This is a genomic window from Planococcus chinensis (assembly GCF_042681545.1).
Taxonomy (GTDB): Bacteria; Bacillota; Bacilli; order Bacillales_A; family Planococcaceae; genus Planococcus; species Planococcus chinensis.
Genome location: NZ_JBHUFW010000005.1, coordinates 242,336 through 267,141 on the forward strand (window position 1 = coordinate 242,336; position 24,806 = coordinate 267,141).

The window sequence follows — 24,806 nt, forward strand, 5'->3', positions numbered from 1 at the left end:
CTTTTTAATGTCTAATTCAATACCTAAAGCCCGTTGGTGCAGTTAAATTCGTAATTATTATACGCCTTTCAAAAGATAAAAACCATAATTTATCTAAATATTTAGAATTCTTTACAATGAAAAAATATAAGTGTTTTGCTTATCCCTTTCAAAAGGAGCTCAATACTTCCCCTAAAAAAATCTGTCTTTAGAAAAACCTTTCATTATTTTTTTTACTTAACTTTCATAATTGGGTTTCACTTTGACTCAGCAGGCAAGCACTCCTCCAAAATTTGAGATGGATTTTATTGCATAGTCAACATTGCTTAAATTTCCTTTGCCCGTTTAAACGATTTTCCTCTCGTTCATTTATTCAACTGCCAGATCGAAGCGTTCAAGCCCATGGCGAACATAACCCACGCAATATACGGGACCATAAGCGTGCCGGCTGTCCGGTCGTATTGGTAAAACTCATACGTTGTCCAGGTAATGGCCGCGAGCATCAACACCATCTCCGCAAGCGCTGTGCCGCGCAGTCCCCATTTGAAGAACAAGAATGACCACAGGAAGTTCAGGCCCAGTTGCAGATTATAGGGAACAAGCACTTTCGCTTCCTCGTTTTTCAATGCTGCTTTTTGGGCCGCCCGGTATTTTGCCACGCCCATCGAAGTGTAAAGGGCGGTCCATGCCACGGGAAAGATCCAAGGCGGCGGGGAAAATGAAGGCTTTTTCAGTTCGCCGTATTCTTCCTGGGTATTTCGGTTTGCAAACGCGCCGGCCAATGAGCCGCCGAGCGTCGGCACCAGGATGCTAAGCGCCAATTTCCCGGAGTTGATTTTGCCGTTCACTTTGAACAATTCCATGCTAATTTCCTCCTTCAGTTTCGTGTGTCGAAAGGGTTTTGAAACCACCCATTCAGGCAATCGGTCCTTTAGAAAAAGGATACCCTCTTTCCAATCTAGCAGAACATAAACCTCCTTCCTCTCAACACAAAAAACACAGAGCTCCGCGGTGGTTCTCCGCAAAGTTCTGTGTTTAGCATTCTCTGAAACTTATTCGCCAACGAATTAGATGGCCTTCAGCTTATAGACTTCCCGCTTGGAAAGCAGGTCCGCCGTGTTCGTGCGGTATTCCTGGTAATGGCTTGAGCCGACATGGCTCTCCAACGCGTCGTTGTCTTTCCATGTTTCGTGGAGGACGAACGTGCCGTCTTCGATGGATTGGTGGAGGTCATAATTCAGGCAACCCGCTTCTGCACGGGAACCTTCCTGCACCTTGATCAATTCCGCCAATAATTGCTCTTCCATGTTTTCCTTCGCTTTCAGGATTGCCGTAATGACGATAGGTTCCATCGCTCAGTTCACCTGCTTGCTTCGTTTATCCAGCGCTTTCACCAATTCTTCGGCTAGCGCTTCAGAAGAAAACGGATCGCGCCCGGTCACCAATTGCTCATTGCCCCATACCACTTTTTGGTCTGAAGAATAATTGGCGATTTCGTTCATTTTGCCTTCCAGGCTGAACGGCAGGATCTCCGGAAGCCCTTCCGGTTCAACCGCTTCCGGATAGCCGGTTACGTCCAAGCCGTCGATGATGCTCTTGCCGTCCGGACGCTTTGTCCAGATCAACGGCGCCGGTCCGTGGCAGACAGCCGAAACGATGTTTCCGTTGTCGTATACCGAATTGATGATGTTATGCAGCGTCCCGTTTTCAGCGAGGTCATACATTGCGCCGTGGCCGCCGACGATGAACACCGCGTCATACTCTTCTGCATTCACGTCTGATAGTTTTTTTGTGTCGTCTGCTAAGCCGGATTCATACATTTTTTTGTATTTGCCTTCCGGGTCGTAGTCTTCACTGATGCTGGCCTGGTCAAGCGTCGGCTTGCCGCCTTTTGGCGACGCCAAGTCTACTTGGTGTCCCGCTTTCTGCAAGATCTCCATCGGCGCAAACAGTTCTTCCGCCCACCAGCCGGTTTCGTAGTTGTTTTCCGTGTCCGTGTGTCCGCTTGATAAGACTGCTAATACTTTTGCCATGTTGAGTTTCCTCCTCTGATTTATAAATCGTCCTGACACTAGTTTTTCCCGAATGGTTTCGGGTTCAAACAAACTGACAAGAACGACAATTCCAGTTGTCATATGTTTCATGCTGCAAAAAAACAGGCATACAAGCTCTTTTAAAGAAGCTGGTATGCCTGTTTTATTTCATGTACCCTTAAACCGTCTCTCTCGGGAAAAAAGCTTTATCATTTTTAATGAACCGCCATACCGCCGCGGCCACAAAGATCACGATGCCCGCGATCAGCAGCCACTGGATGGCCGATGCCAATTCGGGGTTGACCCGTCCGCTTGTATACGAACCGTAGATCCCGAAGAATGCCCATGCCAATGGAAGCGGGAAAGCTGCGTTTTTGTACCGCGAGATATAAATGAGCACAAACGCGATGGCAACGCCGAGTATAATCAGCGTCCAGACCGAATAGGAAATGCCGAAGCCGTTCCAGTCCAGCTGCACCAACAGCAGCGCCGTGTTGACGACAGTCGCGATGGTTACCCACGCCGCGTAAAGCGTGAAGCTGAGCCCTGCCAAAGTCGCCGGCACTTGGAAGCGGTGCGTATAGATTTTTCCGATGATGACGAGCAATGAGAACAGGAGGCCGATGATTAAAATCGTGGAGATGAAGAGCCCTTCATAAGAGAACGCGACGATCCAGGCCATGTTGAATACCGAACTCAAAATAAACCACGGCGAGATCATCCCTGCGAGCTTGCTGACTCCCGCATCTTTCCGTTTGACGAACAAATAGACCAGCGTAATCAGCACCAGCGTATAAATGACGCCCCAAATCGAAAACGTAAACGGCGCCGGGGAAATGAGCGTCATGTATTCGTCGGAGATGTCCTTCTGGCTATTCCCCGCGAAAAAACCCGATGAGCCAAGGTAATTGACGCCGAGCGTCAAAAAATAAAAAACCAGATTCAATATGGTGAATAACGTTACTTTTTTCTGCGTGCTTCCATCCACAGTGAACCCATCCTTTCGGTATTTTTTATTGCCCAAAGCCTCTCTTCCAAGAGTTGCTTTAGCCGGCTAGCACTTTATAATGGTCCGTCCGAGGTGCTGGCCGTTCTTGATAGCCTCAATCGTTCCCGGCACTTCTTCAAGCGAAATCTCATCCACCAATGTCGTTCCGGCAATGTTCCAGTCCTTCGCCATCTTCTCCCAAATCGCCGGGCGCTTGTCGATCGGCACATTGACCGAATCGATGCCGAGCAAATTGACGCCGCGCAGGATGAACGGCAGCACTGTCGCCTTCAGCTCAATCCCGGCTGCCATTCCGCACGTGCTTATGCTGCCGCCATAGGACAGCTGAGGAATCAACACAGAAGTGACGTCCCCGCCAACCGTATCCAGGACGTAATCGAATTTTTCCTTGTTCAACGGCTTTTTCAGCTCGCCTAAATCATCCGGGAAAATGACGCTATGCGCACCGAGCGTTTTTGACACATCCACTTGATGGTCTTTGCGGACCAATGCCGTGATGTTCCGGTAGCCGATTTTATCTAACATCTGCACCGCGATGCTGCCAACGCCGCCTGTCGAACCGGTCACCAGGATTCTCGGATTCTGTTCCGGGTCCATGCCGTTCTTCTCCAAGGCCAAGATCGACAAGGCGGCCGTAAATCCGGCAGTCCCGAAGACCATCGCATCACGCAGGCTCAACCCTTCCGGCAACGCCACCACCCAATCCGCAGGCACCCTTGCGTATTCCGCGAAGCCGCCCGTATGGCTCATGCCCATTTCAAATCCGGTGACGATGACTTCCTGTCCTTTTTGGAAACGGGAATCTTCCGACTCGACCACTGTGCCGCTCAAATCGATTCCCGGAATCATCGGGTAATTCCGGATCACGCCGCCTTTTTTCTGCACCGCCAGCATGTCCTTGTAATTGATCGACGAATACGCCACTTTGATCGTGACGTTCCCTTCTGACAACTGTGCCTCGCCTACTTGTTCCACGCCGTAAACCACTTCTTCTCCCTGCTCTTTCACTACAATCGCTTTAAAAGAATCCATCCGTATATCCCTCCTCCCTTATCTCTTCCCGTAATGGCTTCGCAGCCAAACTGTTTTCCAGTAAAACCCTGCTGGTGAAAATAAAAAACACACCGCCAGCGTGCTGCAGCGGGTGTGCCGTTGGTTGAAAGATTATGATTGTATCGCACAGTTGTCACCCTGGCGATTCAGTTCGCTAAAGCAATCTTAATATGCTCCAGATGATGCTCTTCGTGCCAGCATAGTTTGGCGAGTTTCGTGGCGACACTAATCTCACCGTTCGTTTCGTGGGTGAAGACGCGCTTCAGTTGATCGTCCGTCACATTCTTTCCAATGGCGACGATCCGCTCATTCAAGCCTTCCAGAATGCGGACTGAGCTTTCCACTGGCAATTCGTTGTCCGGAAGTTCCGCCCATTTTTCCTGGTCGAAAGGCGGGACCGTCGGATTGTCATCCGTCAACGCCAGTCTCAGGCGCTGATACATCGTCAGCTGTGAATCGGCGATATGGTGCACGAGCTGTCGCACCGTCCAGCTGCCTTCCCGGTACCGCTTGCCGAGCTGTTCGTCTTCCAAACCATCGACCGCTTCTCTCAAGCGCGTCGTGTAAGTGCCGATTTTCTCGAGCCATTCTTGCACATGTTCAGTTGTTACGTGTTCAGGAACATCCAATTTTCCAATGGGGAATTTCACATCCATTTGTCCAACCTCTTTCCTTATCCGTATTTGTGAACCATCGCATTCACGCTCAATATAACAATGGGCTGATGTTTTGTAAACTGGAGCCTTGAGCGTTTACTTCAAAATCCCCTTCGCTTTCGCTTCCTTTAACCACATCGGAAACTCATTCAACAGCTGGTCGTACAATTTTTCATCCGATACCTGGCTGATGTCGTCAAGATGGAAGAAGTTCGCGTTGTCGACGACGCGGCCCTCCATCGTATCGAGCTTCCGCAGGACATCGAAGTTCGAGTCGCCAATCCCGACAAACTGCCAGAAGATCGGCTGGCTTGAGGACTCCACAATGAACTTCTTGATCCCTGGCTTGCAGCCGCCGTCGTTGATGAAGACAAGGAATACCGGCTCGCCGCTCGGGTCTTGTTTCGTATACTTGCGGATCACATCTTCCATCACTTTCGGTTCGTCGTTGCGGCCGAATTTGTGGACGCCTGAGTTCGAAAGGATGTTCTTTTCCACATAGCCCATGAACGTCGCCTCGGTCGCTGCCGGAAGCCGCGAGAACTCGTTGTCGTAGACCCAGACATCCAGCTCCCCGTCATCATCGAACTGGCTCGCGACTGCGAGCACCCGCTCCACCACATCCTGCACGACGCCTTCGTTGTATAGTTTCCGCATCGAACCTGAAATATCCAGCACCACGCCGACTCTGGCCGAAACCCCGGTCAACTTCTTCTTCTCCAATACGATCGTTGCCGCTTTTTTCTTTATGTTGATTCCGCTGATTTTCTTTTCTTGTTCCGGTTTCTTAAACAGTTTATCGAATAAACCCAAGACGTACGCCCCCTGTATGCTTCTTTTTCTAAAGTATAGCTTCTTAGCGGTCTGAATGACAGTGAATCCCTATATATGTAAATTATTAGGAATAAAACTATGGTTACGTTACAGGCATACTCCTTTTTCCGCTGTCCCAAAAAAGCTGCAGATCCACAGTCTTTTATTTTTCTATAAGACCGTTTCGGTTCATCATAGACTGGGTACTTAGGGGGCAACTACAAATTCAGGAGGAATGAGCCGTGAAAAAGAAATGGGTTCCGATATTGCTGGCAGCTGGGGTATTGGCCGCCTCTCCCCTCTCCTTTCAGCCTGTGAAAGCTACAAGCCATGAAACTGCAATGCAGGAAAATAAGCTCCCTGCCAACCTTGCGAATCTCATGACCGTCGCCCCGGAGCATCAGTATACGCTGCGCAAAGGGAGCACACGGATTGAAGTGAAACTGCTCCAATGGACATTGAACCAGTACGGCTTGAAAACGGCAGTGGATGGCGTGTTTGGAGCGGAGACCGACAAAAACGTCCGGCAATACCAGAAAGATAAAGGCTTGAAAGTCGATGGCATTGTCGGTATCAATACCTGGGCCGCCCTATATGCCGAACATAAAAAACCAACAGATCCAGAAGAAGAACTGCCGGCCGAGCTGAGAAATTTGATGGACATCGCACCGGAGCATCAATTTACACTGCGCGAAGGAAGCAATCGCATGGAAGTGCTGCTTCTCCAATGGACATTGAACCAGTACGGATTGAAAACTGCGGTTGACGGCATCTTTGGCCCCGAGACCAAAAGAAATGTTCGGCAGTACCAGGCCGACAAAGGCTTGAAAGTTGATGGGATTGTCGGCGTGAATACTTGGGTCGCAATTTATGCGGAATATCAGTAGTTCATTTCATTATTTATAGAAGAAACTTATTCAAGCTTGGTCAAGTTGATCTCATTATAAGGAATGCCCACCCGAAAAATCGGGTGGGCATTTTCAATTCCAAACAGCAGAATCCAAATAATTCCAATCAAAAATTTACCCACCCTAGTATTTACCTTCCAAATTATGTTATAGTCTTCTTTAGAAATAGCAATATAGATCTAGCTAGAGAGAAAACAGGGGGAAATATGAAATGAATGTTTTATTTATTATATTGTTGCTGCTTGCCTTACTCGCTTTTGCGGCGAGCATTGTGATGCTGCTCGTCAGTGCCTTATTCAAAAAAGGGTTAACGGTTAAGCAAGCGGGCCTTGCGGCGGGTGTTTCATTTGCAGTGATTATTGGTTCTACTATCGGCGTCGGATCGACAGCAGACGAAGTCCAAACTGCAGCCGACGTCGAAAGTGAACAGATGGAAGCGCAGAAAGAAAAAGCTGAAGAACAGCGCCTTGCTCAGGAAGAAGCTGAGAAACAGGCGGCGCTCGAAAAGGAAAAAGAAGAAGCCCGTCTGGCGCTAGAGAAAGAAGCTGCTGAAAAAGCGGCGGCTGAGAAGTTGGCGAACGAGAAGGCAGCCGCAGAAAAAGCGAAGGCTGAAGCGCTTGCGAAAGAGAAAGCGGCGCAGGAACTGGCTGAGAAAGAAAAAGCAGCAGCCCAACAAAAGAATGAACTGTTCGCCGGATACTCTCTTATTGAAGTGGATGGCGGCGATTTATCCGGAACCCGCAAAGCCAACATCGTCGTTGATATCGGGTTTGGGGACCGGGAATACTGGGCTTTTACAAATGAACACGGGCAGCTCGTGCGTGTCGTAGCTGAAGAAATCATTGTCCAGGACGACAACAGCGAACCCGTTACATCAGAGGGCAGGTATTACGCCGATGAAGCGAAGGTTCCGGGCGTCGAAAGCGACATTTTAGACGAAGGGCATGTCATCGCGGATTCGCTCGGCGGTGTGTCGAATGCCTATAACATCACGCCACAGGAAAGCACGCTGAACCGCCATGGCGACCAGGCTTATATGGAAGACGTCATCCGTGATGCAGGCGGAGCGACCGATTTTGAAGCAATCATCACCTATCCGGACACGGACACGCAGGTTCCTTCACATTACCAGTACACGTACACGGTGATGGGCAATGAAGTCGTTGATACATTCGACAATGTGAACCCGGATGAAGTGAACGCCTCACTCGGGTTAACCGGCAGTGAGCCCGCCAGTCTACCTGCAGAAAGTGCCCCTGCAGAAGCAGCCCCTGCCAACACAGGCGGCGATGTTTCGAGTGTGGACACGAACGGCAATGGCCAAGTGACGATCAAAGAAGCCAAAGATGCCGGTTTCCCTATGCCGATTACGAGCGATCATTGGTTGTATCAGTATATGGATGATCGAGATGGTGACGGTATGGTCGGCGAATAAACCCTGAAAGTACTCCGAAAAGAAATCCGCCCTCTCCTAAGAGAAGGCGGATTTTTTGTCTATGTAGAATGCTGTCTTTTTCAGCCGAGCGCTACATCCAGAATCATCATGACGGCGAAGCCGAGCATCAGGCTGTTGACAGCAAGTCCGTTATTTCCATTTTCACGGGAACCCGGGATGACTTCTTCAGCTACGACAAAAATCATCGCACCTGCAGCAAAACACAACGCGTATGGCAGCAGCGGCTGCATCAGTCCGACGGCAACCGCCCCGATCACCGCCGCAACCGGTTCCACCAATGCCGAAGCCTGCCCATAGAAAAAACTCTTTCTTCTGGATGCCCCTTCTCTTCGGATCGGCATGGAAACGGCGACACCTTCCGGGAAATTCTGAAGGCCGATTCCGAGTGCCAGCGCGACAGCTGCAGTAAGCGAAGCAGACTCATGGCCCGCTCCAACCGCGCCAAAAGCGACGCTCACAGCAAGCCCTCGGGAATATTGTGGAGCGTAATGGCCAATAGGAGCAATTTGCTTCGATTCGTATTTTTCCCTGCATTTTTGTCAGAAGGATGTTGATGAGGAACGTATCGGTTCAGAAGGGAAAGGAAAAGCCCCCCTCCTAGAAAACCGATCGAGGCGACACTCCAGGGCGGCAGAGAGCTTACATCTTCCGCCATATCGATTGCCGGTACCAGCAGTGACCAAAAGCTGGCCGCAATCATCACGCCGCCGGCGAACCCAAGCATGAAATCCATCAGCTTCACTTTTACTGTTTTGACTGCGAAAACGGAAGCCGCGCCTAAAGCGGTAACGCCCCATGTAAATAGGGAAGCAATCAGCGCTTGCCATACAGGTGAGAGACCCACAAACCAATCAGCCATAATTTCGCCCCCTATTCCCACTACGTTCCCTTACTAGCATGTATTTCCTTGTTTCTAAAAGAACTAAACAACCGCTCAGCCCCAGCGCTTGTAGGAAACCTTTGATTGAACAGTCCGGTGTTCACACATATATATTTTCTGTGGTGCATAGTTTTTGCCATTGAGGGAATAAAATATCAAACTTATTAAATTGTTCATTACGGAACAGCTGCTCATAAAAAATAAATGGGAAAAGCCAGCAAATCGGAGGAAGACTTATGATGATGAAAAAACAACTTACAGTCGGCGATGTAGAATTGAAATGGGATTTAGAGACAGGAGAAGTCTTATTTGACGGCGGGGACGTCGTGTTCTTCTGGGTTTCAGCCATGGAAACGTTCTTTGACTCCATCCGGGAAATCGCAGGAACCGAAGCCACAAACCTTGTGCTGGAAACGACCGGTTTCCGCCAAGGTATCGTCGTGGGCGAAGGATTTCTGCACATGAAAAACATCAACACCTCAAATGTGGTCGAATGGTTGGCCAATACATATGCACCCGCAGGCTGGGGCAAAGTGAAAATCGTTAAGATGGACGAAGAGACGAAACATTTCACGCTTCATATACAAGATGACTGGGAGTACAAAATGAACCAGCTAAAACAGAAAGGACAAGAAGGCATCTTCGTTCCTTCCCATTACGCCGGTGTATTGACCGGCCTTTTCGGCACAAACTTCTGGTACAAAACAATCCAAAGTCAAAATGAAGAGAATCCTTACAGCATCGTTGAGTATTATCCGTCCGATATTACCGTGCAGTCGAACATCCACGAGATGTCGAGAAAACAGGAAGCGGCGAAGATTCGGGAACTCGAGCGGATGGTTGATGAGAAGACGATGATGCTGCAGAACCTTGTTAAAGAGATTTCTTCCCCCATCATCCCGGTATTGGAAAATATCGTAGTCGTGCCGATGATCGGCAGTTACGATGAAGACCGTTCGGAAGATCTGATGTACAATACACTGAGCGAACTGCCGAGACATCAGGCGCAATACCTGCTGCTTGACCTGACCGGACTACACAAACACATTTCCGAACACACCGCCATGCTGATCGACAAACTGGGCGCCTCTGCCCGGCTTCTGGGCATCGAAACCATATTGGTTGGCGTGTCGCCGGAACTGGCGATGGTGATCACCCAATCCGATAATAATCTGAATAAATTCGAATGCCTGCAAAGCCTCCAGCACGGCATCTACTATGCGCTAGGAAAAAGCGGCCGGACCATTTCCTAAGCTGTCCTTCCATTCCAAAACAAGAAATGCCGCCCCAGCAAAAGCTGAAGCGGCATTTCTTGTTTGTGAATCTGTTCTGTGACATTAGGAATAGGAGCATCAAGAGTGTGGAAAACGGGACATCGAAACCCTTAAAAATACCATTCATATTTACAGTAACGGGGTTTTAACTTATGATAGGACGAATAGGTTAGTTGAAGGAGTGGCATTGTGAACAAATCAGTAACGAAAAAAATGGACGAAATGGTCGAAGTCTTTAACAGTCTTCCGAACTGCAAGATTGTAACAAATGCAGAAGGCAAGATTTTAATTGCCGGCCATAACCCGGTTCCTTGGAGTAATACCCTTGAAAAGGCCGACGCGGAATCGATGCATAAAATCGGGTCTATCGCGCCCCATAAAGCATCCCTTGGCCTCTATATTGATTTCCCGCATAATCTTTTGGATGTTGACCGGGTCGAGGAAATCATCAATCCGGAAGGCACCTTGATGTATTATGAGCCAGGTACAAAGGCGTCAAATGTGAAAAGCTGGTGGAGATTCCGGTCGGATGACAAGTTTGATAGCATCCATATGGTTCTGCGGAAGATTGAACTGGATATGTATGATTTTAAGAGAGAAGACTGGGTTCAATTGATGGAAGAGATTACGAGTGTTCATCAATAATGGAAAACATAGCTTCAAATATTGAAAAAAGGCCTGTCATCCGAAATCGGAAGACAGGTTTTTTTCATTTTTTATTAACAGGGTGAATTTTTCGTAGGGACTCAATTTTAAGCGTCCCTTGCTTGAAATGAGTCGATTAAGGATATAGTAGCTGTACAAGATCTTTTTCGTTCGGTAACACATGCTTTTTCTTATAAGAACTTTTCCTATGCCCGATTGGAGCCAGCCACTACATGACAATTGAAACCCAATCAATCAGCCCAAGTGATACTCATTAGGAGGTCCCTATGATGAACCCACAAGTGTTAATCGTCGGAGCCGGCCCCACTGGCCTGGCTCTTGCCTATAGCTTGGCGCGCCAAGGCGTGCCGTTTCGGATCATCGATAAAAACGCAGGAACCGGCACCGCGTCACGTGCGCTTGCTGTGCATGCCCGCATATTGGAGCAGTACGAGCAACTTGGCCTGGCGGAACGCAACATCAAGCGAGGGCATCCGATTTTGTCGCTTGATGTCAGTGACGGGAAAGAAGTGAAAGCCACGGTGAAATTCCATGATTTCGGCAAAGGGCAGAGTCCGTTTCCGTTTATCTTGAGTTTGCCGCAAGATGAGCACGAAGAAATTCTCGTAGACGAATTAAGGAAAATCGGCGTCGAAGTGGAATGGAACACCGCGCTGCTTTCTTTTGAAGACACGGGAGAAGGCGTGAACGCCGTACTGCAACAGCAAGGACAGCCCCTAGAAGGAGCGGAATTTGCCTATTTATGCGGATGTGACGGGGCCAGCAGCATGGTCCGGAAAGGGCTGGGACTCGAATTTCCAGGCGGCACGTACAAGCAATTATTTTTTGTCGCCGATATCGAAACCGCAAAACCGGCAGACAACATGCAAAAGATGGACATGTACATGGACGATGACGGCTTTATGCTTTTTATGTCTGTCCGAAACACCATGACCAAGCGCATCCTCGGCATTGTGCCCGAGGAGTTGAACGAACGCACCGATCTCGAATACCGTGACATCAGCGATTACATTGAAAATAAAATCCACACAACCGCGGCCAAGGTCAATTGGTTTTCGACGTACCGCGTCCATAACCGCGTAAGCGAGCAATTTGCCAAAGGGCGCGTCTTCATCTTAGGCGACGCCGGCCACCTGCACAGCCCTGCCGGCGGCCAAGGCATGAACACCGGCATTGGCGACGCCATCAATCTGGCGTGGAAGCTCGCGGCGGTGATTGGAGAGAAAGCGGCTCCTAGAATATTGAGCACGTACGAAAAAGAACGGATCGGCTTTGCGCGCCGGTTGATCGCGACGACCGACAAAGCGTTTCAAACGATCGTCAACCAAAAACTGCGCGGCACCTTATTGCGCCAGTATTTCGTGCCCTATGCCCTGCCGGCGCTATTCACATTTCCTTTCTCCCAGAAAAACGCGTTCAGGATCTTGTCTCAAATCCACATCAATTACCGCAACAGCCCTTTGAGCAAGGGCAAAGCCGGCAAAATCTACGGCGGCATGCGCTTGCCATGGATCGAAACCGCAAGCGGCGATAATTTCGAACCGCTGCGCTCCGTCGATTGGCAAATTCATATATACGGCAAAGCGAAGCCCGAACTGATCGACTTTGCCCGTTCGCAGTCGCTCCAGCTCCATGAGTTTGCATGGGAAGCCCAGATGAAAGACGCGGGCTTCAAGCAAGATGCGCTTTACCTGATCCGGCCAGATGGGCATGTGGGGCTTGCGAGTGAAAAACAATGGCTGCGTGTGTTGAAAGCATATTTGGAGGTTTACGGGATCGTGGCTTTTGGGGTGGAGTGAGGTAGAAATAGTAGAGGAGGCTGGAGGAATGAATCCGTGATGGGATCATGCCTCTAGCCTCTTTGCATTTAAAAGTAAAAAACTTACTTATACTTCCCAGGGAACGGCACAAATCCTATTATCCGGCTCGGATACGTACTCAGCAGTTTTTAGATTATCCCTGTGTCTAATACAACTTCCACACAATTTAAAAGTATGAAATAAAAAGAAAAAGCCACATCCGAATTGTTCATAAAGTTGATATGGTGTATATAGAATATAAATTATAGTGTATTGTCAAAATCTTTTAGAATAGTTTTTCACACAGGGCAGGATTTTTTAATTGTAGTACATTGTCAAAATCGATTAGAATTGTTTCTTTTCCCGTAACACGATTTCATTTAAATAATTGATTTAGTGTTATATAAAGTAATGGCATAACATTCTCTTCTCAGCGAATTAAATTAATTATAAATATGGATATCACCTCCTTTCCGTAGTAATATATAGCTAATTCGTTTTTAAAATTTTCAAATTTTTCACAAAAATATTGAAAGGAGTATTTATGAAACTTCAATACATTATATTATTTTTAGTAATTATTTCAGCTGTTTACGTTGGGCTCAATATATCTTATCAACCGGTAAATCTCTTTGAGTCAGATGAAGAGGAGGACTCATTTCAACAAGAAGTGCCCCAGCAAGCAGAAACAACTTCTCCAATTGACCCACATTATGTTATGGACTATTTAGATAGTATAGGATTTGTGGTTTCTCCTGTCTTTGATGGAGCTACTACTGATATTTATACAGCCAAATATACGATTCCTGATAGTTATGTCCAGGTTCAGGTTGATGTATACTTTGAAAGATCCAGTCAGCAGGTATTACTGATAGAATCAAATGTTGACGCCAGTTGGTATTCAACAGAAACTAACCAACAATATTTTGAAGAGTATGTTAACGAAACCGCGCTCAGTTTGTTTAGTAGTTTTGTTACTATACCTTATAAGGGTTCTAATCCAGATATGGCTAGAGAATGGGTCGAGTCCAATATCTTAACATCCTATTCTACAGCCCTCCCCGGAAAGACCAGCACAATTATCGGACCTGCCACCATTAATCTTTTCGGCAGTCCTTTGCTTAGAACATTAGAAATTGATTTTGGTTTCTGATATATATTAGACCTTTTTTACAGTAAACATTAAGAGCAAGAGCTTATAAATTATTTTAATGACATTTTAATTAGAGACAGGGGAATTACAATGGCTAAAATTCCGGTTAAGCTGGTGGTACAAACAGCAAAATTGCATGGTCCCAAAGCAATTAAATTCGCAAAAGATAATAAAGAAATTTTAGTTGGCGCAATTCCGGCAATGGCTGCAGGGGCAAAAAAAGTGAACGAAATTCTAAATAACAAAAAAGATGTGAATAATAGTGACCATTTAAGAAAAAAGCGTTTCGCAGAGTATAAGCAAGCAGATTTTAGTACTAAAAATAGGGCCTATCTACTTAAAAGTAAACACGAAATTGAAAACTTCTTATTACAAATCAGCACTGAAGAAGAACAGGAACTAGCTATAAAAAAACCTATTCACTTTAAAAGAATTAAGAATTGGAATTACTTACTCGTTCAAATTGAGGACCAAATGGCTGTATTGGACTATCAAGAATATTTGAAAATTTATAATGACTTAAATTATGAGAGCTTATATTTCGAAGGCTTTGATCGGCTCATTGAGAAATATAGAAGATTAATTAGTGAAGGTTCTCTTGAAGAGTTAGTTAATTTTATTCACATACAGACTAAGAGAGAGATAAAAGTTATTGAAACAGATTTTTCATGAAAAATTTAAGAGTATTCTCGAAATCGTATGGAATTATTTCTTATCTGTAACGCGCTTTCTTATGCATGTTTGTTGTATATTTTATAATCCAAGCAACTGCTTTTTTTTCGCGTCGAATTCTTCTGGTGTAATGATACCCGCGTCTAATAGCCCTTTAAATTTTACAATCTCATCGGCAGCAGAAGTATTTGCAACTGGCTGCGAAAAACCTTCTTGAACATTAGACGATTTTAAATTATCCAAAACAGCGTGGATTTCACTATTTATAGACGAAGCAGAAGCTTTGTCTAAGGCGATATTAAATTTTTCTTGTGGTGTGTCAATGGTTAAAACACCAAATACCATTCCTTTATTGAAGGTGATATCGTTTATTCTTTCGTGGTTAACCGCCTTGAACTTTTCGCCAGTCAAAGACTTTTGACCGAACAATATTCGTTTGTTAGTAATCGCATATGCGTAGTTGCTATCGTGTTTAGTTGTAGATTGATAATTGTGCAAGCCAATAAAAGTCATTAATACCTTTTCACCATGTATTAAATTATCTTGTAAGACTTTGAAGTGCTTAACACCCCACTTTTCGTTGAAACCTGAACCAAATTTATTCTCCTTACAATAGCTGTACATATTTTCGGCACGTGACATAGGGTCATCTCCAAGCTTGTCTTCCTTCTTTTGAAGAATTGCTTGTATTTCTTCAACAGTGATTTTATTCACATTAATGACCGCGGCGCCTCCTGCTTGCTTTAAACAGCCAGGGCATAACCAAGCATCCGATTTTTTTAACTTAAAACGATTTAATCCCACTTCTTCATTACATACGCCACAAATAACTTTCCGATCAAAAAAACCCACATTAACAACTCCTCTGAAATGATATAACCTTTATATTTGATAATACCATATTTATATTAGATTTCCTTTTATTGGTTTAATTTGTTGTACTTAAGTCTTTGCTTCCTAGGGAGCACCACAATTCATACTATTTGATAGATATATTAATAGGAAAAAACCACAACCGAAATGTTTATGCAGTCGGTGTGTTTATGAATAAATTATTAATTGTAGTGATTTGTTAAAATAGTTTAGAATTGTTTCTTTCCTAAGGACGCGATTTTTCATGCGTCTTCTCAGTATCTTTTCTACTCTTCTATACCTTTTTTTAAATCGTAGTGGGGATTCGTAGGAGGCAAGGAAAAACTGCATGCGGCAATTGATGGGGTAATGAAGGAAATGTCCGTGTCCCTAAAGAATGATTGCATTTCCAGCTATTCCTTGAGGCAGACAAAATTATAAATATTTAACTTCCAAGAGAAAATACGAAAGCCGTATCCGTTAACCATTGAGGTTTCTGGATACGGCTTATTCTTCATGCAATTGTAGTTAATAAATTTAATTGGTGCTGACAAAGTGAGGCGACACTTATTAATCACCTGCTGCAGTAATCTTGTAAATCTTACCGCCATCAGTGGCTGCAATAAGCGCGCCATCCTCCGTTACAAGAATATCACGGAAACGTTCGCCTTCATCCGTCAATAGGCGTTCTTCTCCAACGATGGTGTCGCCTTCAATAACGACACGTGCAATATAGCTCGACACTAAACCACCGATGAACAAGTTGTTCTCCCATTCAGGAATTGCGTCGTTATCATAGAATGAACTACCACTTGGCGCACTTGTCGGATCCCAATAATATCTTGGTTCAATAAAACCTTGCGCCTCGTGTTCTGAAATACCCTCATTGATTAATTCACCAGAGTACTCGAGACCATAAGAAACAATCGGCCATCCATAGTTATTACCTGGTTCAATAATATTCAGTTCATCCCCAGCTTGTGGACCGAATTCAACAATCCATAAGTCTCCTGTTTCAGGGTGGAAGTCTATACCTTGAATATTACGGTGACCGTAGCTGTAAATGCCATCCAGTGCGTCTTCATCTTCAACAAATGGATTTGTATCTACCGGTTCTCCGTCTTGTGTAATGTGAATCACTTTGCCTAAATAAGCATCCAAGTCCTGGGCACGTTCACGAATTGGATCATCTGAGCGCTCACCAGTTGTTAAGAACAGGTTGCCGTCATCATCAAAGATAATACGTCCCCCATAGTGCAAGGTACCCTCATATGCTGGTAATGCTTGGAAGATCACTTCAAAGTCTTCAAGTGAGGCTTCATCTTCTGATAAAACACCTTTACCGACAGCAGTGACAGTTCCCCCTTCAACATCTTGGGAAAACGTTAGAAATACCAATCTTGATTCGTCAAAATCAGGAGCAATCGTGACATCAAGCAAACCACCTTGATCTTCGCTATTTACTTCTGGTGTACCTGCGATTGGATCGGAAACAGAGCCATCTTCAAGGTTCACAATAAGAAGTTCTGCAGAATCCCTTTGCGTAACAAGCAAGCGGTTTGGTTCAAACTCTGCCATCCCCCAAGACACGCCAAGCCCCTCAACAACAACTTCCACATCAAGTTCTGTTTCAGTCTTTATTGCAGGTGCCCTTGTTTGTTCTGGAAATGCCGGTTCAAACTCCGTAACTTTTGGTTCGGTCTCTGCAGCTTCTCCCTCTGCACTTTCCTCAACGCCCTCTTCAGTACCTTCTGCTGTGTCAGGGCTCTCGTCAGCACTTTCTTCTGTTGCAGCATCCGAATCATCCGCTGGTTCTTCGTTTGCAGTGTCGTCATTGCCGCATGCTGCCAAAGCCAATACAGTGCTCAGCATTGTGAGGGACATTAATCTTGACCACGAAAATTTTGTCATTGTAGTTCCTCCCCTTTTCTATATACTCAACTGAATATCCACTAAATTCAGACCCCTGAAATCCACAGCTTCCCCTTGAACTGCATACTCATTTTTTGCATGGGATCCTCCTCCCTTTTGAACTTATTATTCCCTTAAGCCGGCTCTATAAAAACTAATTTACCTAGCCTAAACGAATCATATGCATTATATGTTTATCATTTTTATCATTATTTTTCCTTATTACAGGTTCACTCTTACTAAAGGCGCTGATTATTTAATAGGCGAGCCGTTCATCCGGCTTCGAGTATTGTAGACGCTGCGTGTTAAAAATGCATCTGGAGACTTTTGCGATTGTGGCTTTTGGAGCGGAGTGAAGCGACTATGCTTTTGCTTTCCCGAGAAGCGATTTATTCGCATGATCTGCCGGATGCAGAAAACAGGTGGACTAGAATCCCAAAAAGGATTTCCCTTCCTTAAGGAGAATACATTCTAAAAGGAGTTGCAGAAAATGAATGAAAAAAAAGGTGCAGAAATAAAACACTCTTCGAAAGCAGAAAACATCCTATTTCAGATCAATAGTAAAACTAAGCTAGGCGACTTACGGAAAATCGCCAAGGACGTTAAAAAGGATCACGAACTGGCCATGGAACTTTGGTCAACTGGAGAGTTTTTGCCCAGATTATTAGCCATCTTAATTATGGACAAAAAACTTCTTTCACAAGATGTACTAAACGAGCTCGATAAAGATATCCAGGCTCACCCTTTTAATGAGCGAAATAACTTAATGGATTGGTTAATGGCCAATCAATTGACTAAAGACAAGAAGACAATCGCTTTGATGGAGTCTTGGGAAAACAGTCCTTCCCCCCTTCAAAGACGGATTTTCTGGTATTATCAAGGACGTTTGAGATGGACTGGACAAACACCGCCTGATAATACCGAAGACTTGCTGTCTGCAATAGAAGCGAATCTTGCGCAGGAAGAACCGGAAGTTCAATGGGCCATGAATCTCACTGCAGGCTGGATAGGCGTCTATGATGAAAAGAATCGCACCCGTTGTATGAAAATCGGTGAGAAAACGGGTCTGTACAAAGATGAAATGGTATCAAAAGGATGTACCCCCAACTACTTGCCGGAGTTCATTACAATTGAAGTGAACAAACGGCAGTAAGATGGAAGATTATAATTTATACTACAAGACAAAAAAGAACCTTGAGAGCATCAAGGTTCTTTTACAATTTATATATTAAACATTTAATTTATATCGCTGCCTGACCATACATACCGTTCTCAGCTGTTACGTCGTTCAATTCTGCAATAACGACCCTGGGTTTGGAAGGATCAAATACTGTAGAAATATAACTGACTTTAAATGTATAAGTAGCTTTTCTCCGGAAGTTTCGATATTCAGGTGAATCTACTGTAGTTGTCCAATAAAAGGCATTACCATCTCTATCCATTAAAGCGACTATCCGATGTTCGTCATTTCTGAAGCAGGATAAAACCTCAAGATCCCTAGTATACATCTTTCCTTTTTCAAATCCGTTCACTTCTTTGATCGCAAGCACCATCGAAATCCACCTCATTCCATAGTGATATGCTTTTACTATAACAGAACCTGTGTTCGCATGCCAGTAAAAAGATCAAAAAAATATAATTTTTCGTTAATAAAGCGATAAAAGGATAAATGAAAATAGTATAAATACATTTTTTTCACGTAAAAACTGTAAAATCCTGCTTCCAGGGAGGCAATTTCTCCAGCGTTTAAACCACCCCTTGCAGAAGCAAATCGAAAAGCGCATACTTAATAGTCGAGAAAATTATTAGGAGTTCGTTAGATATGGAAAACACAGCAACAACACTCACCAAAATCACGCCACAATATGATCCGTGGGAAGCGTATATGGATATCCAGGAACACGGAAAACTGACTTTATCCAGCATCGAATTCACCACGACGTATTTATGCAATATGCGCTGTGAACATTGCGCCGTCGGCTATATGCTGGCACATAAAGATCCGGATGCATTGCCGATCGAGCTGCTCCTTGCGCGATTGGATGAAATCCCGCATTTGCGGACGATCAGTCTGACAGGCGGCGAGCCGATGTTTTCCAAAAAATCGGTCGCTAATTATGTGTTGCCGCTATTGAAATACGCCCATGCACGCGGCGTCCGCACCCAGATGAATTCGAATTTGACGATGCCGCTTGAGCGTTATATGGAAATTGCACCTTACTTGGATGTCCTGCACATTTCCCATAACTGGGGCACCATTGATGATTTTGTCGATGGCGGATTCGCCAATATGGAACGCAAACCTTCCAGGGAGCGGCGCGCCGAACAGTTCCAGCGCATGATCGACAACAGTCGTGCGCTGGCAGAAGCAGGCGTGATGGTATCGGCAGAAACGATGCTAAACAAACGGACATTGCCGCATTTGCAGAGCATCCACAAACAGATTGTGGAAGAAATGAAATGCGCGCGCCATGAAGTGCATCCGATGTATCCGAGTGATTTTGCCAGCCAATTGGAAGTGTTATCGCTCGATGAAACGAGAAAAGCGATTCATGACTTATTGGACGCGCGCGATGACAATGTCTGGATGTTGTTCGGCACCTTGCCGTTTTACCCGTGCAGCCAGAACGACGAAGACACCAAATTGCTGAACCGCATCCATGCCAGCAAAAACGTCACTGTCCGCAATGACCCGGATGGCCGCTCCCGGTTGAACGTCAATATTTTCACCGGCGAAGTCATCGTCACGGATTTTGGCGATACCCCGGCGATGGGCAATATCCAAACCGATTCGTTACCGGCGATGTTGGACCGCTGGTTGGAACGGCCGTTAGCGAAAACAATCGACTGCCACTGCCCGGCCGCAAAATGCCTGGGGCCGAATTTATTGGTGAAAGACGCCTATTACCCGGAAATCGATTTCACTGTCCAAAAATCAAAAATCACCGTTTAATGTGAAAAGCCCGATCCCGTAGAAGATTCCAACTGGATCGGGCTTTTTGCGGCTTTAACTTGAATGCCTGCCGTATACTGGCACAGCAGTTATCAGCTGTTTCTTACAGGAATGATTTTAGGTTACCTTTAAGAATACTCAATCAACCAGCAATCCCGGTATTCCCCTTCATGAAGTTCACGTCCCGGAAGCAATTTCACTTTCTTGAACCCACACTTCTCGTAACAATGGAGCGCCCGCGTATTTTGGGCTTGGGGATCCATCACGATCCGGTCAGCATGCTTCTGTTCGATTAAAAATTCGATCATGGAAGTAACCAACAATGTGCCAATTCCTTTGTTCCAATACGCGACCTCTCCGATAAACTGGTCGCTTCCATAAACCGTTTCATTGGAATAGCCATATTCCTTTTTCGTCTCTTCATCCAATAGGTAGAACTGGATGTAGCCAATTGCTTTCCCCTCATATTCCACAATGCACTTCTCTTCTTCATCTTCCGAAGCGTAAAATTTTTCATTTACTTTTTCCAGATCGAACGGATTATCCCTGCCTTCATAGAATTCCAGAACCCGAGAGTCTGAGAGCCATTTTGCCAACAGGACATTGTCTTCTTTTTCTAACTGGCGGACCTTCAACTTTTCATTTTGTAAGATCATCATTATTCTTCCCCCCCATTAATAAAAGCAGTTATCGAAGCACGTTTTATGTAATTGATCATCTACGTTTTACTATAAAGATTTACCTAAAATAAACCAAATAGGATTTTCCTCATTACCTCTCCCTGAACGCAAAAAAAACCAGCCCCTGCAAGGAGCTGGTTTTTGTCTTTTCTATTGATGCGGATGAAGGGACTCGAACCCCCACGGTGTCTCCACCACTAGACCCTGAACCTAGCGCGTCTGCCAATTCCGCCACATCCGCAAGATGCATCCCCTGCAAAAACAAGGACTATAAATAGTTTGCCTCGGCGAAAACAAAAAGTCAAATAGCAGTTTTGAACTCGCCTTTTCGCATTAGAGAAGGAACATTTTCGCAGCGATAGTACTGCCTTCGTAAAAACACAAGCGAATAAAAACTGATAAATTAATTATCTAATATTGACAATTCCTATCAATCTACTATACTTTAATGATATCCGATAGGAAAGGTAGGTTTTATTGCCTGTGATCGACCATATTTATTGAAGCCAAAGAAATCAACAAAGTCTATTACGATAAGAACAACCAGCCCAATACGGTGTTGAAAGATATTAATCTCTCCATCGAGAAAGGCGAATTCGTTTCGATTCTCGGCCCGTCCGGCTGCGGCAAGTCCACCCTATTGTCGATGATCGCCGGCTTAGTCCCTGCGAGTTCAGGCGACATCATCGTGGACGGCAAAAAAGTCGTGAAGCCGGGCAAAGACCGCGGAATGGTCTTCCAGCAAGCCGCGTTGTTTCCTTGGATGAACGTGACGGAGAACGTCATGTTCCCGCTGCGCAAGGAAATGTCCAAGAAAGAGGGCCAGGAGCGCGCCCATCATTTTTTGAAAATGGTCCAGCTCAGCAATTACCCTTCCCATTATCCCCATGAACTGTCGGGCGGTATGCAGCAGCGTGTGTCGATTGCCCGGTCGCTCGCCATGGACCCGGCTGTCCTGTTGATGGACGAACCGTTCGGCGCGTTAGATGAACAGACCCGAAGCCGCCTGCACGGGCAGCTCGAGGAAATCTGGATTGATACCAAAAAGACCATCGTCTTTGTCACCCACAGCATTTCGGAATCGATCAAGCTGTCCGACCGGATCCTGGTCATGGGCACACGTCCCGGCACCATCCTGACCGATATCACAGTGGACATCCCGCGCCCGCGCGAGCAGCACCGGCAGGAAATCGCGGCACTCGAAGAGCGCATCATGGGCCTTCTGAAAACAGAGATCGATAAAGTCATAGATGAGGAGCAAGCCTATGAAGCCGGCCGTTAAACGAATTATTTTCTTCGCCGCGCTCATCCTGTTCTGGGAACTCGGTTCCCGCTTTGAGCTGTGGCACGAAACCATACTCCCTTCCCCCGTCAGTGTCTACGATTCACTGGTTGCCGGGTTCGCCGATATGACACTGGTCTATGACCTGATCGCGAGTTTCCGCCGGTTGCTGATCGGCCTCGTTGCAGCCGTCATCATCGGGACTGGCGTCGGCATCCTGCTGGCACGCTCCAAGACAGCGGATGAAACCCTCGGCACGCTGGTGCTCGCCTTGCAGAGCGTGCCAAGCATCGTCTGGTTGCCGCTGGCCATGATGTGGTTCGGCCTTGGTGAAGGCTCCATCATTTTCGTCGTCATTCTCGGCGGAACATTCGTCATGATCCTGAACGTCCGCACCGGCATCAAGAACGTCGATCCCCTGTTCATCAAAGCAGCACGGACGATGGGCTCGAATGGCCTGGACCTGTTCGTCAAGGTCATCATTCCCGCCTCTGTCCCGTATTTCGTCACGGGTGCGCGCCTCGCGTGGGCATTCGCCTGGCGGGCATTGATGGCCGGCGAACTGCTCAGTTCCGGGCCGGGGCTCGGCTACACGCTGCGCTATGCATCCGATTTCGGCAATATGTCCCTCGTCATCGGCGTGATGATCATCATCGGAGTTGTCGGCGCAATCGTCGACCTGATGATTTTCCAGCGGATCGAAAAGAACGTCCTCAAGCGCTGGGGATTGGAAACGTAAGATTTAATTCCTTAGAATAAAAGCTTTCGCCACTTACATACCGCTTTCAGCAAGGCAATTCGTTTTCAGCAGCAAAACAATTCATTCCAAATAAATTCACCTATAGGAGGAAATCATCTTATGAAACGTATCTTTTCACTACTCGCTCCCCTCGCGTTGGCTGGCACGTTGGCAGCCTGCGGTTCACCTGGTGCCGGCGAAGATTCATCTTCCGTCACCATCGGCTACTTCCCGAACTTGGACCACGTTCCGGCCATGGTCGCTAAAGACCAGGAATTCTATGAGAAGAACCTGAAAGACGGCACAACAGTTGAATACGTCACGTTCGCGGATGGCGCGGATTTCATGACCGCATTGAAAACCGGTGACATCGATGCCGGCCTTGTCGGCCCTGGACCTGCCATGAACAACTACACGAACGGCGCAGACGTCACCATGATTGCCGGCGGCGCTTCAGGCGGCACCGTCGTCATGGCGAGAAACGGCAGCGGCATCGACTCCATCGAGGACTTTGCCGGCAAGACATTCATCACGCCGCGCGTCGGCTGCACACACGACGTCCAGTTTGAAACCTATATGAAAGAAAACGGCATCACTTCCAACCGCATCGGCGGCGAAATGCTTCACCAGACCGGCAACCCTGCCCAATACGAAGCGATGTTCGCTACCGGGAAAGTGGATGTCGCCGTAGCCCCGGAACCTTGGGCTTCGGTACTCAAGCAAAACACCGGCGCCAAAGTCATCATCGAACCGGATGAAATCTCCTTCGGCACAACATTGCCCGCTTCTGTTCTGGTCACTTCCAGCAAACTGATCGAAGAAAACCCGGAAATGGTCCAAGGCATTGTCGATGCGCATAAAGAAGCGACCGAGTTCATCGCCCAAAATCCGGACGAAGCAAAAGAAATCACCATCAATACAATCGATGACATTACCGGCCAGAAACTCGAAGCTTCTATCATTGATGGCGCATGGGACAACATGATCTTCGACACCGCCCTAGCCCCTGAAGAAATCCAGGCATTCGGCGATTCCTCGTTCGATTTGAAGTTCTTGAAAGAGCAGCCGGATTTCGCGTTGTTGACGGATACGCAGTTTTTGGAATAACGGTTTATGGGACAGCAGAAATCTTTTCTGCTGTTTTTTTGTGAACTTTTTCTGGTACTTATATTTTCTTCGATTTTTTAGCTGTCCCAAAGGGATGATTGAGTGTTGAAATTTACCAATTCATACACACACCAAAGCCATCCTCGAAATCGAATGATTTCATTAAGGATGGCTGTTGACTGAAAATTTTTTTGTATATAGTGCAACATTTACTACAGACGGGGCAATCGACGTCAGATTCCTATTTGTACTCAATTTTAGCTTTTGGGACTGGATCTCCTACCCAGTTAAATTTTATCTCAATTTTTTCTCCGGTCTGTTTATACTTGCCTGTCCGATTAAGTTTTCCGCTTAGAATAGCCGTATACATTTCATATTTCATTGCATTCTCCCAAGAAGTCGGAATATAGCTATCATAATAAGAAAAAATGCTACTACTATATTCCTTCCATAGAAGTATATCATCACCATACATATGATATTCATATGGATACTCCTTAGTTGGTTTTTTAATCTTAAATGGCTCAAAAGTTAAATTTAACCTCTCGTTAGCTGATTTCCAAAAGATAAAATATCTTACCTTTGGCGTTGTTATTTTAAAGATATTAACTTCTATTACCCTACGTTCTACTCCCAATCTAATCCCTCCTTTTTTCATGTAATAATGAAGATTGTCCACTCAAGTCGAACGCGACAAGAAAGTCATGAATATTTTAAAAAACGTATTTTATTTCAGTATTTTTCGGGGGAGCTGGTTGAACGTCTAGAGAAAATTGATGATCTTCTACTGCCCGATCCGGCTGAAGTCGATTCTTTTTGGAAGTTGCGTCGATTCGATACGCTGGTTCTCCAAGAAACGTCGGAAATTGCGAAACCGCGTTCATCATTGCTATTGACGAATATAAAGGTGACACCCGAGAAGGAAAGTATC

Annotated in this window: 24 protein-coding genes, 1 tRNA gene and 1 pseudogene; 12 read left to right on the forward strand and 14 right to left on the reverse strand. The window is 45.9% G+C overall.

Annotated elements, in window-relative coordinates; genetic code table 11:
* Nucleotides 1-344: 344 nt before the first annotated feature.
* From ACFSDB_RS08800 to ACFSDB_RS08830, 7 genes are all read right to left on the reverse strand, one after another.
* Entirely contained in the window at nucleotides 345-842 is a 498-nt protein-coding gene (locus tag ACFSDB_RS08800) for a TspO/MBR family protein (RefSeq protein WP_204891930.1), read from the reverse strand.
* Between the two features lie 204 nt (nucleotides 843-1,046).
* Nucleotides 1,047-1,331: a putative quinol monooxygenase gene (locus tag ACFSDB_RS08805; RefSeq protein ID WP_204891931.1), complete on the reverse strand. Its 285-nt coding sequence runs from the start codon at nucleotides 1,329-1,331 to the stop codon at nucleotides 1,047-1,049.
* A 3-nt stretch (nucleotides 1,332-1,334) separates the two neighbouring features.
* Nucleotides 1,335-2,012: a type 1 glutamine amidotransferase domain-containing protein gene (locus ACFSDB_RS08810; RefSeq protein ID WP_204891932.1), complete on the reverse strand. Its 678-nt coding sequence runs from the start codon at nucleotides 2,010-2,012 to the stop codon at nucleotides 1,335-1,337.
* 178 nt (nucleotides 2,013-2,190) lie between these two features.
* Entirely contained in the window at nucleotides 2,191-3,000 is an 810-nt protein-coding gene (locus tag ACFSDB_RS08815; protein WP_204891933.1) for a tryptophan-rich sensory protein, read from the reverse strand.
* Nucleotides 3,001-3,066: 66 nt separating this feature from the next.
* Entirely contained in the window at nucleotides 3,067-4,053 is a 987-nt protein-coding gene (locus ACFSDB_RS08820; protein ID WP_204891934.1) for a YhdH/YhfP family quinone oxidoreductase, read from the reverse strand.
* Between the two features lie 167 nt (nucleotides 4,054-4,220).
* A complete protein-coding gene (locus tag ACFSDB_RS08825; RefSeq protein ID WP_204891935.1) occupies nucleotides 4,221-4,730 on the reverse strand; it encodes a YfiT family bacillithiol transferase in 510 nt (169 codons plus the stop codon).
* Nucleotides 4,731-4,826: 96 nt separating this feature from the next.
* Entirely contained in the window at nucleotides 4,827-5,495 is a 669-nt protein-coding gene (locus ACFSDB_RS08830; RefSeq protein ID WP_204892143.1) for a vWA domain-containing protein, read from the reverse strand.
* A 290-nt stretch (nucleotides 5,496-5,785) separates the two neighbouring features.
* On the opposite strand from ACFSDB_RS08830, the gene ACFSDB_RS08835 reads away from it, so the two are divergent.
* Together ACFSDB_RS08835 and ACFSDB_RS08840 are read left to right on the forward strand one after the other, a co-directional pair.
* A complete protein-coding gene (locus ACFSDB_RS08835; RefSeq protein WP_204891936.1) occupies nucleotides 5,786-6,430 on the forward strand; it encodes a peptidoglycan-binding domain-containing protein in 645 nt (214 codons plus the stop codon).
* 232 nt (nucleotides 6,431-6,662) lie between these two features.
* Nucleotides 6,663-7,886 carry a DNA/RNA non-specific endonuclease gene (locus ACFSDB_RS08840; protein ID WP_204891937.1) on the forward strand — a complete coding sequence of 408 codons (1,224 nt, stop codon included), beginning with the start codon at nucleotides 6,663-6,665 and terminating at the stop codon, nucleotides 7,884-7,886.
* Nucleotides 7,887-7,966: 80 nt separating this feature from the next.
* Here the strand turns inward: ACFSDB_RS08840 and ACFSDB_RS08845 are convergent.
* A pseudogene (locus ACFSDB_RS08845) lies at nucleotides 7,967-8,766 on the reverse strand (ZIP family metal transporter).
* Nucleotides 8,767-9,026: 260 nt separating this feature from the next.
* Between ACFSDB_RS08845 and ACFSDB_RS08850 the strand changes: the two are divergent.
* The 5 genes from ACFSDB_RS08850 (at nucleotide 9,027) to ACFSDB_RS08870 (ending at nucleotide 14,351) form a co-directional block, all read left to right on the forward strand.
* Nucleotides 9,027-10,040, forward strand: coding sequence for an STAS domain-containing protein (locus tag ACFSDB_RS08850; RefSeq protein WP_377339807.1), 1,014 nt, complete (start codon nucleotides 9,027-9,029; stop codon nucleotides 10,038-10,040).
* A 210-nt stretch (nucleotides 10,041-10,250) separates the two neighbouring features.
* The gene (locus ACFSDB_RS08855; RefSeq protein ID WP_204891939.1) at nucleotides 10,251-10,706 is read left to right on the forward strand and encodes a hypothetical protein; all 456 of its coding nucleotides are present in this window, start codon (nucleotides 10,251-10,253) and stop codon (nucleotides 10,704-10,706) included.
* Between the two features lie 287 nt (nucleotides 10,707-10,993).
* Entirely contained in the window at nucleotides 10,994-12,526 is a 1,533-nt protein-coding gene (locus ACFSDB_RS08860; protein WP_377339811.1) for an FAD-dependent monooxygenase, read from the forward strand.
* Nucleotides 12,527-13,070: 544 nt separating this feature from the next.
* On the forward strand, nucleotides 13,071-13,679 hold the full coding sequence (locus ACFSDB_RS08865) for a hypothetical protein (RefSeq protein WP_204891940.1): 609 nt from the start codon (nucleotides 13,071-13,073) through the stop codon (nucleotides 13,677-13,679).
* Nucleotides 13,680-13,769: 90 nt separating this feature from the next.
* On the forward strand, nucleotides 13,770-14,351 hold the full coding sequence (locus ACFSDB_RS08870; protein ID WP_204891941.1) for a hypothetical protein: 582 nt from the start codon (nucleotides 13,770-13,772) through the stop codon (nucleotides 14,349-14,351).
* Between the two features lie 81 nt (nucleotides 14,352-14,432).
* Here ACFSDB_RS08870 and ACFSDB_RS08875 read toward each other — a convergent pair whose 3' ends face one another.
* A complete protein-coding gene (locus ACFSDB_RS08875; protein ID WP_204891942.1) occupies nucleotides 14,433-15,203 on the reverse strand; it encodes a PH domain-containing protein in 771 nt (256 codons plus the stop codon).
* 570 nt (nucleotides 15,204-15,773) lie between these two features.
* Entirely contained in the window at nucleotides 15,774-17,114 is a 1,341-nt protein-coding gene (locus ACFSDB_RS08880) for a PQQ-dependent sugar dehydrogenase (protein ID WP_204891943.1), read from the reverse strand.
* A 490-nt stretch (nucleotides 17,115-17,604) separates the two neighbouring features.
* Between ACFSDB_RS08880 and ACFSDB_RS08885 the strand changes: the two genes are divergently transcribed.
* Entirely contained in the window at nucleotides 17,605-18,267 is a 663-nt protein-coding gene (locus ACFSDB_RS08885; protein WP_204891944.1) for a DNA alkylation repair protein, read from the forward strand.
* A gap of 88 nt (nucleotides 18,268-18,355) precedes the next feature.
* Here the strand turns inward: ACFSDB_RS08885 and ACFSDB_RS08890 are convergent, their stop codons facing one another.
* Nucleotides 18,356-18,667 (reverse strand): hypothetical protein, encoded by a 312-nt coding sequence (locus ACFSDB_RS08890; protein WP_204891945.1) that lies wholly within the window; start codon nucleotides 18,665-18,667, stop codon nucleotides 18,356-18,358.
* 269 nt (nucleotides 18,668-18,936) lie between these two features.
* On the opposite strand from ACFSDB_RS08890, the gene yfkAB reads away from it, so the two are divergent.
* The gene (yfkAB, locus tag ACFSDB_RS08895) at nucleotides 18,937-20,067 is read left to right on the forward strand and encodes a radical SAM/CxCxxxxC motif protein YfkAB (protein WP_204891946.1); all 1,131 of its coding nucleotides are present in this window, start codon (nucleotides 18,937-18,939) and stop codon (nucleotides 20,065-20,067) included.
* Between the two features lie 128 nt (nucleotides 20,068-20,195).
* Here the strand turns inward: yfkAB and ACFSDB_RS08900 are convergent, their stop codons facing one another.
* Nucleotides 20,196-20,723, reverse strand: coding sequence for a GNAT family N-acetyltransferase (locus ACFSDB_RS08900; RefSeq protein WP_204892145.1), 528 nt, complete (start codon nucleotides 20,721-20,723; stop codon nucleotides 20,196-20,198).
* 181 nt (nucleotides 20,724-20,904) lie between these two features.
* Nucleotides 20,905-20,988 (reverse strand) — tRNA-Leu (locus ACFSDB_RS08905).
* Nucleotides 20,989-21,240: 252 nt separating this feature from the next.
* Between ACFSDB_RS08905 and ACFSDB_RS08910 the strand changes: the two genes are divergently transcribed.
* The 3 genes from ACFSDB_RS08910 to ACFSDB_RS08920 all read left to right on the forward strand — a co-directional run bounded on the left by ACFSDB_RS08910 (nucleotide 21,241) and on the right by ACFSDB_RS08920 (nucleotide 23,875).
* Nucleotides 21,241-22,029, forward strand: coding sequence for an ABC transporter ATP-binding protein (locus ACFSDB_RS08910; RefSeq protein WP_204892146.1), 789 nt, complete (start codon nucleotides 21,241-21,243; stop codon nucleotides 22,027-22,029).
* Nucleotides 22,013-22,768, forward strand: a complete 756-nt coding sequence (locus tag ACFSDB_RS08915; RefSeq protein ID WP_204891947.1) for an ABC transporter permease — start codon at nucleotides 22,013-22,015, stop codon at nucleotides 22,766-22,768. The genes ACFSDB_RS08910 and ACFSDB_RS08915 overlap by 17 nt, the downstream gene beginning before the upstream one ends.
* A 120-nt stretch (nucleotides 22,769-22,888) precedes the next feature.
* Complete coding sequence (locus ACFSDB_RS08920; protein WP_204891948.1) at nucleotides 22,889-23,875, forward strand: ABC transporter substrate-binding protein; 987 nt, start codon at nucleotides 22,889-22,891, stop codon at nucleotides 23,873-23,875.
* A gap of 241 nt (nucleotides 23,876-24,116) precedes the next feature.
* Here the strand turns inward: ACFSDB_RS08920 and ACFSDB_RS08925 are convergent, their stop codons facing one another.
* The gene (locus tag ACFSDB_RS08925) at nucleotides 24,117-24,512 is read right to left on the reverse strand and encodes a hypothetical protein (RefSeq protein WP_204891949.1); all 396 of its coding nucleotides are present in this window, start codon (nucleotides 24,510-24,512) and stop codon (nucleotides 24,117-24,119) included.
* Nucleotides 24,513-24,806 lie beyond the last annotated feature (294 nt).